Raw genomic sequence first — 12969 nt, 5'->3', positions numbered from 1 at the left:
CCTGCGCCGAAGTTGTAATACACCAGCTTGTGGCCCGTTGCAGGTGTCGGCGTTGCATCAATCTTCGTCTTGCCGTCGTTCTCCACGCCAGCCGGATCGCTCGACATTACCGTCAGGCCATCGGCAGGCACCAAGGTTACATAAGAAATATATCCGCCGTTCAACTTAAAGTTGCCAGGCGCATACACACCAGCGAGCTTGATCACAAACTCCGCCGCATCGTCATCGCCTTCCGTATCGATATAGAGCGTCGTCACGCCGCCCGATACGGATACTTCAACCGAATGCGCCGCTACGTTCGTACCGTCGCCGCTCGTTACCGTACCGCCCGTGAAGTCGACGACCGGGTGCGCGTCCGAATAACCGTTAATGACCGAAGAGCCGCCTGTCTCGGTGAAATAAATAGCATTTGCCGACGTCCCGATCTCGCCATTCACCGATCCGTCTTCGAACCCGATGACGTTCAGACGGTCGCCCGCACCAAAGCCTTCGATCGTATCGATGCCGTTGTCCGTCCGGTTGTAAGCAACCGTTTCGGTGCCGGCCCTCAGCTTGATCGTGTCGTCTCCCGACAGCGTCCAGATATCTATCTCGTTAACGCTAAACGTGTTGTCCTCGATCGTCGAGCCTGTCGCGGCTCCTCCCTCTACAATACCGGTGCCAAAGCCCGTGATCGTATTGTTTCGGATCGTCAGGTCCTTGCTGGCAGTGAAACCGATGCCGTCGTTCGAATAGCCGCCGTCATTGGACGTCGTGCTGTTATGCCAAGACGGAACCGAAGGTCCAGTAATCGTGTTGCCTTCAATGACGAAGCCGTCGCCCGCTTGATAAAGCAGGATTCCGGTCGGTCCGCCCAGTCCGAGATTCAGGTACGATCCCGTCTCTCCCGGTTCCGGAATGACCAGGCCAAAGTCATAGATCTCGTTGTCCTTCACGATCCCGGTCGTGCCTCGGCGGTCGCCTCCGCCGTTAACGCTCCAATCCGAGGACGCGATTTGGATACCGTTGCCCGTGCTGTACAGCGTCTTGCCGTGCCCCTGCAGCTTGTTGACGTGAATGTCGACCTCAAGCGCCGGTCCCCAAGCAAGTATGCCTGTCTTGTGGAAACGAACGATCTCCGAATCCTGCACCGTCACCTTGTGCGCGCCTGTGTCGGCCGCGCCTTCAAGCAGGATGCTCTCGTTGTGGTTCGCGCCGGAAGGTTGATCTTGCGGCAAGTAACCGTCTGGCAGCGGAGCGACCGGGCTTCCACTGTAATCCGAGTACACGTCCCGCACATCGATGACCTTTACCTGATCGATCGTCGCGGAAGTATCGCGAACTGCGATGCCGTTGAACGTATAAACGTCTGCGTCACCGTTATGCGCCGCGATATAGCCCTGTTTGCGCCCGTCAATCGTCAGGTCCTTAATGACGACTACGCCGTTCGTCGAGGTTTTCACGCCGATGACAGGATACAAGATTTGATTTTTGAGCGTCTTCCAGTTGGCTGCAACCAATTCGTCGGAATTAGGAGATTCAATAATCGTCTGGCCGATGCCCGCGCCTTGCAGCGTGATATTTTTCGCAACCGTTAATTGGTCTCGATACGTGCCTGCCTCAATCGTGACCGTATCGCCATCCGCTGAAGCGTCAAGCGCAGCCTGAATGCTTGTAAAGTCGGTCGTCGCGCTGCCGTGCTTCAGGTGAGCGATGACCGGGAGCGGCGTTAATTCGGTTGATGCCGTGTCGTCTGTCGCGACGTTCGGTGTTTTATTTTGATAACCTGCCGCCCCTACCGTCTGCGTGCCCGAAGGCAGCCACATATAAGCGAGGCCGTCGGTCAGCGTGGGCGCCTTATAGGTATAATTGCCGGCCAGCGTTCCGTCAACTTGCGAAAATACCGATGTCGCCGCGGCCGGATTCGTCGTGACGGTCACCAGGTACACATCGTCGCCGCCGGATTGATTTTTGATCGAGCGCGGATTGCCCGTGCCCTCCATGGCGATCGGCCCGACGTTACCGGACGCGATCCACACATCCTTCGCGATGACAGCCGGCCGTGTCGCGGATGCGCCTTGACCGCCACGCACATAAACGTCTCCGGCGTCGCTTGCAATCTCGACCGTGCTGCCGGTGCCGTTGCCGAAGGCCCGCATACCGACGCCGCCAAAGCCAGTCGTACCATTACCGCCTATTGCCGTAACGGCCGCGTTGTCGTTAATCGTTATTTGGCCCGTATAGGAAAATAGACCATGCGAGCCGTTGACTTCCCCGTTGCCGCCGGTCGCTTTGATCTGCGACGAACCGGTGACGACGATATTGCCTTGCACGTAAACTGCCGGTCCCCCCGACGCTCCGACAGCTGACCCGCTGCCGCCTGAAGCGGTCACGTCCGCGCCGCCCTTGATCGTCAGGCTACCGCTCGGCGAATAAATGCCGTATTCGCTCGCCTTGCCTTGTCCGCCTGCTGCCGACACAGTGCTGCCGTCGATGACGATGTCGTTAGTCACGTAAAGTCCGGCGCCGGCTTCAATGCCGGTCATGCTCGTGCCGCCGTTGCCCGTAACCGCTGCTGCAGCGCCCGAGATATCGAGCTTCGGCGTAAAAATGCCGTCGCCGCCCTTTTGCGAAGCGCTCGCTCCGCCGGTGCCCTGCACCGTGCCGCCGCTGACGAATACGCTTTGGTAAGCCCGGATGCCTCTACCGCCCTCGTAGAAATCACCCCGGACATTCTCAGCCAGCGCATCTCCGCCGACAGCCTTCAGCGAACCGCCTTCGACGGTCAGCTTGCCTGCCTGGCCTTGGGAGCCGAACTCCTCCAGGTAGACGCCTGCCCCTCCCCGGCGAGTGACGCCGGAGCTGGCCGTCAAGTTGGTCCGATCGCCGTTCGTCTTTCCGCCATATGCCTCGACGTCGCCGCTCTTAATCAGCAGATTGCCCCAATTAAGCGCAATGCCGCTGCCGCCCGAGGCACCAACCGAATCCCCGCCGTATGCCTTGACCGTGACGCTGCCATCCACCGTCAGCGAAGCCACGGGATTCGTATTCCCGCTCGTATTGTCAGATGTCATGTAGATGCCGCTGCCGCTGTCTGAGGCAGGATCGGCAGCAGTGCGTCCCTTCGCCGTCAGCGTACCCGTGCCTTTAATCGTGAGCTGATGGTTGGAATCCGAAAAAATACCGTTGAAGCCCTCGATCGTATTGCTTCCCGCCGCTTCAAGCACGATCTCGCCGGGACTGTTGTGCTTGACGAAGCCGATCCCGTTGTAGGTGTCGCCGGCGGGTGCCGCGATATTGAAGTTTTCAAGCTTCAACGTAATAGGCTGGTCGACCAGTACATACACCTTGTCGTAAATTTTGCCTGCTTTGCCCTTCAGCGTGACGGTCGAGCCCGCAGAGGCGGTGACGTAAATGCGCGTCGGCGAAGCAGGAGAATCGTCCGTCGTGATCTCCAGCACGTCGCCGTCCGCCGCCAGCGTGGCATCTTGCCAAGGCTGCGAGGTGCCGTTGATCGTATAGGCCGGGGCTGCAGCCGCGGCTCTGTTAACGGTAACGGCATAGTATTGAGTTGCGCTGCCGCTATCGATCTGAATGTACGCCGTGGCCGAGCCGCCCTCCGGCAGATCCAAGGACGCAATGCCGAATCCATCATTACCTGCATAATCCGAATCTTCATAAAACCAAATTGTTGCGCTGCTGTCCGCAGGCAGAATATCTGCAGTGACAAGCTTCGTCACATTGTTCGGCACGTCGATTGACCATGTGATCGGATCCCCGTAACTTCCGTTGCCGCCTCCAGGTGCAGCGTCCGTTTGACCGAGGACGCTTGTGAGCGACGCATCATCGCTCACCGGCCCCGGCACATACTCGTATGCGCCGATATCGACAGCGCTGCCGACCTTGCGCGCCTTGCCGGCCAAGTCAAAGCTGCCGAAGGACTTGCTGTCGTCGCCTAGATCGATCGCCTCCGTCGCCGGGCTGGACAGACGAAAGTCTCCGCTTGCAACATTGATGAACGGATTGCCTGTGTACAGGTTGTTGCCGACCTGTATAGGCGCGCCAGCATTATAGAAGGCATCTTCAAGTGCTGTAGCCGTCTGATCTTGCGCCTGGTTGCCAATCATAATGTTGTTGTAGAAGTCGACGGAAGTGGCACCAGTCTGAAGGGCAAAGCCGACCGGACCGACTGCCTGACCTGCTCCGGTATTGGTTGTACGATTGCCGTAGAACGTGTTGTTGAGGACTTTAACATGATAGCTGTCAGAACCGCCGATCACGCCTCCGTAAGCATCGCCGTTTGTATGGCTGTTTACCCTGTTGTTATAGAACAATGAGTTGGCGATCTCGCTGTCCTCCGAATAGATAGAGACGAGGAAAGCCGCCTGATACGTATTGATATCAGACCTAAGGGCAGTCAACTCATTTTCAGCCAGCACCACCCGATTTAAGTGAAACTGAAAGGGAGAATAATTGAGTCCAAGCGCCACGATAGAAGTGTTGTTTTCAGACGTCATCCTGTTATGGTCGAATTGAACATTACTTATATAGGCCGTTTCATAGTTTTGTCCCGCAATCGTCAAAGCTGATCCTAAGCCATTGTAAACACCTGTCGAATCGGTCAATTCAAAGCCCGTAAGCCGAATATCGGACAAACTGAATGTACCGGAGCCAGTCGCCCAAAGGCCGCGATGTCCGTTTCCGTCCACCGTGATGGCCGGCTTGCCGTCCGCATCCGTGAGTCCGGTCAGCGTAAAATTCGTAGAGTCGTCTCCGATAATCGTGCTTTTCGCGGACAGTACATCCCAGTCTGTAAGGTCCGACTCCAGCGTGATCGTCTGCCCCGCCAACGCCGGATCGAATACGACCTTGCCGTCGGCTACGGCGCCCGCTTGCACGATCGCCCAACGGAGCGAGCCTGTGCCGCTGTCGTTTGTGTTGACGACGGTGAACGTGCTGCCCGAGCCCCCGCCGGCCGACGCCTTGTATACCGCCACCGTCTTCGGTGAGCCTCCGATCGTATACCCGCTCGGAGAAGCGACCGCTACCGACACATCCCCTTCGGTCGTCACCGAGCCGAGCGCAATACTCCAGTTCTTGCCCGATCCCGTCAGCGCGCCCTTTACGGCGGATCCTGTTCCGTTTGTGATCGTGATGTCCGCGTCGGTCAGACCCGCCACATCCGTATCGAACGTCAGGTCGATCTTCGTCGACGTCGTCGTGCCGGCGGCGCCGTCGGCTTCGGCCGTTTGCAGCTCTGCGGACGACGTCGCACCGTAGGCAGCAGTTGTAATCCCCAGGTATGCGCCTATGGCGTAGAATCGGCTTCCGTCATAGAGAGCTGATCTTAGAGTTGATGATACATTCGATGTTTCCGCCGTCCATGCCACGCCGTCTCGCGAAGAATAAATGGTACCAAGCGTCCCCACAGCGACATACATGCCGTTTTCATAAGCAAGGCTGTAAAATATATTGGTTCCCACATTGCGCTGCGTCCAATTTACACCGTCTGGCGAGGAATAAATGTTTCCGACACTTCCGGCCGCGATAAACTGGTTCCCGGCATAAATGACATCGTTGTATGCGATAGCGCCGGTACTACCTGCTGTCGTTTTTTCCCACGTCGCTCCATCGGACGAATACCAAAGAGAAGAGGCGTTTCCGCTAATGAGATATTTTCCGTTGCCGTAAGCTATGGAAGTTAAATTGCCGGTCAAGCCAGTCGAACCCGGCGCAGTCCAAGTCGTGCCGTCATTCGAAACTAACAGCGTGCCGTTCACGCCAACTGCCATAAACTTCCCGTTCACATATCGAATGCCCGTCAAATTGTTGGAGGTATTAGTCGTCTTGACGGCTGTCCAACCGATCCCGTCGGCTGACGTATAAATCTTGCCGCCAGTGCCGACCGCCGCATAAAGGTTGTTGCCGTATGCCACACTTATTAAAACGCTAGATGCCGTCAACCGATTTATCCATGTCATACCGTCGGTCGAGCTCATAATGATGCCCGACGTGGCATTATGATAGCCGACCGCAATATAAAGACCGTTGTTATAAATCGCCTGGTTGACGTTCGGATCGACTGGCGTCCAATTGGTGCCATCGGTGGAACGCATAATATAACCGTTGTTGCCAACTAATATATAAGCGCCGTTGCCATAAGTCAAACCGTACCACGACGCCCCGGAGGGCAAACTCGCTTCTGTCCAGGTTGATGCATCTGTGGACGTAAAGACGCTGCCGCCCGACTGCGAATAGATCACATAGGTGCCGTTGCCGTATGTGGCTCCGAACACCTGCTTGGACAAAGTGAAAGGAATCCAAGTGGTGCCGTCTGCCGACTTATGAACTTCTCCATTGGCGTCAATGGCAAACCAGGTTCCGTTCAGATTGGCGAGATAATTAATTTGAACCGTAGCCAAAGTCGTACCGCTGCCCCAGGAACCGGTGGCGCCGGTCGTCGAAAAATAAACTTTGCCGTTCGAATCCCCAACTGCGTATTTGCCGTCCTTATAATCAATATCGATGATCGTATTGGTAGCGCTAACGTCGGGATAGACGCCCACGTTCCAGGTTAGGCCATCCGCCGAAGACATGACCGTCCCGGACACGCCAACAGCCCAGAACTTGCCGTTCAAATATTTGACCATCGTCAAACTGTTCGGAGTGGGAGAGGGAGCGACCTGGCTCCAATTAACGCCGTCTGTAGAACGGCTTACGACGCCGCCATTGCCGACAGCGATATAGACGCCACCGCCGTATGCAACTGCAATCATTTGCGCATTCGTCGCGAGGTCGTTGTTGGTTTTTGTCCAGTAAACCCCATCTACAGAAGTAACAATCTGAGGTGAACTGCCCCCTTGACTAACGGCTACGAATCTTCCTCCGCCGTATATAACATCGTTGATCAGCTGACTGGAGCCTAACGGGGGATTATTCAACGCCGTCCAGCTTAAGTTGTCCGCGGCTGCCGCCCTTTGCGGGTAAAACGTAAATTGACCCAGTACCAGCAATAAAGCCAGCAGGGCCGATAACCACTTTGCTGCAAAAGATAGACTGCGAGTGACCAAATGGAATCCGCTCCTTTACGCGGTAAAATAAATTCTAATTGGATGCGTGCAATATGAACTTCCAAAAATAAGACATTTTTCGAGTATCTTCGTGCGAATCATATCAAATAACGCTGAACAAACTCTTAAAATTTGGCAAAGATACGGAGTCAAGTAACGACCAAGAGCAAAAAGATCGTCTCCGCCCGGCCCCTTAGGCCTTTAGCAGAAAACGATCTTTTAGGTGAACCATATTCAGGACATCGTGCGGCTTACTTAACCCTCCACATCCAAATGCACGACACTGCTGTTAAACTCGCTGCCGTTCCAAACCGAATAGGCCAGCGCCTTTCCGGAAGGGCTCCAGACCGTCTGCGGATTTTCGGCGTCCACCGCGATGCTGGTCGATTTACCGGTGAGCAGATCGTACACGTAAAGACCCATCACGTTCGTGCCGGACGCAGTGCTCTTCGCGCCGTACGCGATCAGCCGCTGATCCGGCGACCAGGAGACGCCGCTGATCTCCGTGCCTTCGGCGATGACTTTCGGGTTTTTCCCGTCGGCATCGTACATCGTCAACGTTATTTTGGAATCGTTGTACTGCAGCGCGAGCATCTGCTTGCCGTCCGGAGACGGCACCAAATCGGATACGCGCGGCAGGTTCAGATCGGTCTGCGTACCGGTGGCCGGGTCCGCCATGTGCAGCGATTCGTCCGCATTGGAGGTGTAATAAACTTTGCCGTTCATCTGGCGGACGATGATCAGCCCTTCCTCCGGAAGCCCCTTAACGGCTTCGATCTTGCCGTCCGTGCCGGCCGTATAAGCTCCACCGCTGTATGCAGCGCCGATTACCTTGCCGTCGTCCGTCCAATGCGCGCTCATCGCGCCGGCCGTCGGACCGCCAGTAATCGGGAACGAATCCATCGTCGCAAGGTCCATCACGCGGTAAGTCGGATCGCCCAACGAAAATTCGCTATAGAGCAGATGCTTTTTATCCGGCGACAGCTCCCCGTCGCCCAAATTCGTGTTTTTCTGTTCTTTCAGCGTTTCGAACTTCTTGGTCCCGAGATTGTAGCGGTAAAGACTCCTCGGGTAGGAATCGGCCAACTCCGCCAGGCTCATCTTGCCCAGCGCTTCATTGGCTTTAATCGCGATCACCGTTTCTTCGTCAATCCAGTCGGTAATCGCGACATGCTCGTGTGGTTCTCTCTTTCCTATCGATAAATCGGGCGTGCCCGTCTCCTTGCCGGCATTGTCGATGACCGTTATCGATTTGCCGGGCTCCTTGATCACTTCACGGTTACCGGCCTGATTGTCGCTGCACGCGGCGAGCGTCATGAGCAGTGCCGGGACGGCGACTGCGATTTTCAAAGTTTTTGTTGTCATTTCTATCGCCTCCTTGCTACTCAATTTACCAGCCGAATGTTGACAAAGTACGACCGATTGTTTCGAAAATGTAAACAATTATATCGAATGTATCCGAGCGCTATAAGGATTCTCCGCTGCCCCAAGCGGGATACGCGACGCTGAACGTCGTCCCTTCCGCATCCGAACGCAGCAGCGCGATAGACCCTCCTTGCATTTCGGCATATTTTTTAGCCAGCGCAAGTCCCAGGCCGGCACCGCCGTTTTCACGCGACCGATTTTTATCCACCGTATAAAAGGGCTCGAAAATCTTGTGCACGACCGCTTGCGGTATGCCGATGCCCGTATCGGCGATCTCGATGACGACCTGCCCATCCCGCTCCGCGCAGCTTACCCGAATGCTCCCCTTAGGCTTGTTGTACTTGATCGCGTTATCCAGCAGATTCATCAGCACGATCGTCAGGCTGTCGCGGTCCGCGTCCGCGCTGGCTTGCGCCAGGTTCGTCTCCAGACGGAGGCCGAACTTGTCTATCTTGCCCTGCAGGCTGCCGAGCACCGACTCGATCGTCTGACGCACATCCACCTTTTCCTTGGAAAATTCGAAATCGTATTTCTCCAGCGCGGACAGCCTCAGCACCTTTTCGACCATTTCGTACAAGCGTTGCGTGTCGCCGGCGATGTTCGTCTTGGCCGTCTCCAGCAGCGCCTCGTCGTCCGGATACATGTCCATGAGGTCGAGATAGGCTTTAATTGAAGTTAAGGGCGTTTTGAACTCATGCGTGACATTGCCGATAAACTCCTTCTGCTGTTGATCCAGCTTGGACAGTTTGTCCACCGCCAGCTTCAGCTTTTCCCGCTCGTCGTCCTTGTCCCGGATCGTCTGCCGGATGCGCTCGCTCATCATGCGAATGCCTTCGCCAAGCTCGCCGATCTCGTCCCTGCGCTTCATGCCGGCCGTCTCGTAACTGCCTTCCCTGATCCGGTTCACCGTCCGATTCAGCTTGATAATGCTGCCGGAGAGCGCGTTAAAATAAAAATAAGCCAAAATAAAGCTGAGCAAAAACGTACCGGCGCCGATATACACGAATAGCTGCCTGATCTCGTGGTAAAAAGCGTCGTTCGCAGCCAGGTCATAATAAAACTGCACGACGCCTACCTGCTCGTTGGCGACTTTCAAGGGAGTCAAGTAATAAAGCGAATCGTCTTCGATCAAGTAAGCCGTTTTCTGCTTCAGAGCGTAGGCCAGCGTCTGTCCGATGCCTTCGGAAACGACGCCGGATTTGTTTTTATAGATCGCCTTCCCGTCCGCATCGTACAGCTCGACCGTTAGCCCGCTGATATCCTCCAGTTTCTTGCCGAAATCCGCTCCCTTCGACGCGATAAACGTCTCGGGCACCTTGTTCGATTCGGCCGTCAGCGACTGAAGTAAGTACGTGTTTGCCATCGAGGCTTGCTGCGCCAATAGTTGCTCGACCTGCGTCCGCTGATTGTTCTGAATTCCCCGAAGTACGAGCAGGCTTATGACGACGACCGTCAACAGCAGCAGCGCGGCCAGAAAAACGCTCGTTTTGAGCTTGATGCTAATTCTCAATACGCCCGCCTCCCGCGGCTTTGTAGCCGATCCCGTGCACGGTCTGAATAACGTCGCTGCAGTCCTCGCCCAGCTTTTTTCTCAGCCGCTGCACGTGGATATCGACCGTTCGCGTGCCGCCGGCGAAGTCCATGCCCCAGACAAGGTCCAGCAGTTGCTCGCGCGTGAAAACCATTCCCGGGCGGGCGGCGAGCTGCGCCAGCAGGTCGACCTCCTTGGGCGTCAGATCGAGCGGTCTACCGCCCGCCGTCGCCCGTCTTTTTCCGATGTGCAGCGCGACGCCGCCAAGCTCGATCTCGGCGGCATCCTCCGTGTCCCCGGCGGCTTGCATCCTGCGAAGCAGCGACTTCAGCCGCGCCAGCAGCTCCCGCATGTCGAACGGCTTGGACATATAATCGTCCGCACCAAGCTCCAGTCCAAGCACCTTGTTGACGATATCCTCCTTGGCCGTCAGCATGATGACGCCGATGCGCGCTTTATTTTGCAGCTTTTTAAGAATATCGTACCCGTCCATGCCCGGCAGCATCACGTCCTGCACAATGGCATCGGGCCGGTAGATGCTAAGCCTGGCCAGCGCCTCGCCGCCGTCGTAAACCGTCTCGACCTCATAGCCCTCCCGCTTCAAGGCATAGGCGATGGCGTCGGCGATTTTTCGCTCGTCCTCGATGACCATTACTTTTTCGTGCATGGGGTTTCCTCCGTTAGCGTGCGGCCTGAAATGTGAAAACCGTTGTAGCACCCAATGCTGGTGCGGTTAAGTTCGATTGTAAAGCCAAAACGAGCTTCAAGCAAAAAGCTCCGTCCGCCGATCGCTCTCTCTCGAGAACCTGTCAGCAGCCGGAGCTTGGATGGATGATGCGTCATATAGGTGTCGTTCGATCGATTACTGTCCCGCAGACGTCCCCGTCGCCGTCTTTGCCGGCCCCGCATCCGTCAAGCCAACCGCCGCATCGTACGCGTCAAAAATTTTGCGCGCGATCGGCGCGGCGCCCCAGCCGCCGTATCCGCCTTCGGGAACGACAACCGCGACCGCGAGCTTCGGGTCGTTCGCCGGCGCATAGGCGATGAACACCGCGTTCTCGACGCGGCCGCCGCCGACGTCCTGCTCGGACGTGCCGGTCTTGCGCCGGAACGAGTACTTGAAGTCCTCGAAGCCCTGCACCTTGACCTGCGACATGCCGCTCTCGATCGTCTGCCAGTAGCTTTTCGGAAACTCGATCTTGTTCAGCACCTCTGCCTCGTAGCCCTGCACGACATTGCCGTCCGTATCCTCGATGCGGTCGACGAACTGCGGCTTGAGCCGTGTGCCACGGCTCGCGAGCGTCGTCGCGTATTGCGCAAGCTGCAGCGCCGTGTACCGCCCTTGCTGGCCGAACGACGCATAGACGAGCGCGGACTGCGGACTGCCCCGCTTGGCCTCGATGAAGTAGTTGATCGAGCCCTTGGACTCGCCCGGCAGACCGCTCTCGGTCTTGACGCCGAGCCCGAACTCCTTCATGTACTTGTCCCAGACGTCCAGGCCTTTGGAGCCGTCGCGGAGGTAGAGCTTGTTGCCCACCATGCCCGCCATATAGGCGTTCGAGGAATGGGCGATCGCCGACGCCGGCGTAAGCGTGCCGTTGGCCGCGCTGCCCGCGTTTCGAACCCGCGTCTTGTGGCCTTCGCGCCCGAACTCAAAGTAGCCCGGATCGGGAAACGTGGAGCCGGTCGTGATCAAACCTTCGTTCAGGCCGAGCAAAATGGTGAGCGGCTTCTGCGTGGAGCCGAGGTTGACGAGCGAGGAAGGGTGCTTCTTGCGCTCCTTCTCGTCCGCATAGGGCGCCTGTACCTCGCGAATCGCGCCGTTGCTCAAATAAAACTTGAACTGCTCGTAGTTTTTCGAGCTGATGCCGCCCTGCCACACGTTCGCGTCGTAGTCCGGCATGCTCGCCATGGCGACGACCTTGCCCGTCTTGACCTCCATCGCCACCGCGTACCCGGTCTTGGCGTTCGGCGCGCGCTCCTGCTTGTTGTTCGACGTGCGAATCTTTTGCAGGTGCTCGGTGATCGCGTTTTGCGTCGCGAGCTGCACGTTCTTGTTGATCGTCAGGTACAGATTGTCCCCTTTGACCGGCTTGGTCAGCTCCATCGGACCGATGATCTGGCTCTGATTGTTGACCGGATAGGTTTTCAGTCCGTTGCGGCCGCGCAGCTCGGACTGGTACATGAGCTCGAGCCCGTCGAAGCCGACGTCCTCCGTATCCAGGTACTTGAGCGTCGGGTCTTCCTGCCCTTTGTTGATTTCCTTGTAAAAATCAAGGGAAGTGGCTCCGGACAGCTGCTTCATATAGCCGACGAGCTGTGTCGCGACCCGTTCTTTGCTGTACTGGCGGATGCTCTCTTCGACGATGTCCACGCCTTTGAATTCGTCGCGGTGCTCGCTGAAGTAGGCGATCTCCTGATCCGTCAGGCCGGACTTGATCCGCCGCTGCTGAAACGGGTAGTGCACCTTGCCCTCGAAGTCCATGTCCTCGAAAATCTCCGTCGCCGTGAGCGGTTCCTTCGACTTGTCACCGTACAGCTTGAACGCCGCCTCGATGCGCGCGGCCAGCGCTTGTCCTTCCGCCTTCTTGGTGCCCGGCTCAAGCGTGAAGTACAGCGACTGCGTCGATGTGGAATAAGCGATCGGAAACCCCGTCGAATCGTAAATGTTGCCGCGGATCGGCGGAATCGAGACGTCCTTGGTCGCCAGCTGATGCTCCTGCTCCTTCAGATTTGGTCCTTCGACGAATTGCAGGTAGGCGAGGCGAATGATCAGCACCGAGAAAAGTCCGAATACGGTAAAAAAGAAAAAGTTCAGACGAATGCTGAAGTGACGGCGGTTGCGGAGGACTCTCCGCTCCGCCTCTTCCGTCAGCTTGTCGCTCATACGCTAGTTCCTCCTGTAAATGCTGGGCCCGCAAGCGGGCCGTAATGCCGATGCTGCGAATGTGTGGAGCGTGAGTG

General features: G+C 56.8%; 5 protein-coding genes. All 5 read right to left on the bottom strand.

Translation table 11 applies throughout. From position 1 onward, the window contains the following. Window positions 1-6920: DUF6242 domain-containing protein (locus KVT38_RS17305; RefSeq protein WP_483298179.1), on the bottom strand; the 6920-nt coding region annotated here is incomplete at its 3' end. A 384-nt stretch (window positions 6921-7304) separates the two neighbouring features. Next, window positions 7305-8414: a TolB family protein gene (locus KVT38_RS17300; protein ID WP_217594981.1), complete on the bottom strand. Its 1110-nt coding sequence runs from the start codon at window positions 8412-8414 to the stop codon at window positions 7305-7307. A 100-nt stretch (window positions 8415-8514) separates the two neighbouring features. Continuing rightward, entirely contained in the window at window positions 8515-9984 is a 1470-nt protein-coding gene (locus KVT38_RS17295) for a sensor histidine kinase (protein ID WP_217594980.1), read from the bottom strand. Further along, the gene (locus KVT38_RS17290; RefSeq protein ID WP_217594979.1) at window positions 9974-10672 is read right to left on the bottom strand and encodes a response regulator transcription factor; all 699 of its coding nucleotides are present in this window, start codon (window positions 10670-10672) and stop codon (window positions 9974-9976) included. The genes KVT38_RS17295 and KVT38_RS17290 overlap by 11 nt, the downstream gene beginning before the upstream one ends. Before the next feature lie 195 nt (window positions 10673-10867). Continuing rightward, window positions 10868-12892: a peptidoglycan D,D-transpeptidase FtsI family protein gene (locus tag KVT38_RS17285; RefSeq protein ID WP_217594978.1), complete on the bottom strand. Its 2025-nt coding sequence runs from the start codon at window positions 12890-12892 to the stop codon at window positions 10868-10870. Window positions 12893-12969: the final 77 nt, after the last annotated feature.

The sequence above is a fragment of the Cohnella sp. GbtcB17 genome (genome assembly GCF_019091135.1).
Taxonomy (GTDB): domain Bacteria; phylum Bacillota; class Bacilli; order Paenibacillales; family Paenibacillaceae; genus Cohnella.
Note: the sequence above shows the minus strand (reverse complement) of the source record. Positions and strands in the feature narration are given on the sequence as shown.

Excerpts from the sequence above, each read along its gene's own strand:
- KVT38_RS17285 (WP_217594978.1), bottom strand. The coding sequence starts at position 12,892 with ATGAGCGACAAGCTGACGGAAGAGGCGGAGCGGAGAGTCCTCCGCAAC.
- KVT38_RS17290 (WP_217594979.1), bottom strand. The coding sequence starts at position 10,672 with ATGCACGAAAAAGTAATGGTCATCGAGGACGAGCGAAAAATCGCCGAC.
- KVT38_RS17300 (WP_217594981.1), bottom strand. The coding sequence starts at position 8,414 with ATGACAACAAAAACTTTGAAAATCGCAGTCGCCGTCCCGGCACTGCTC.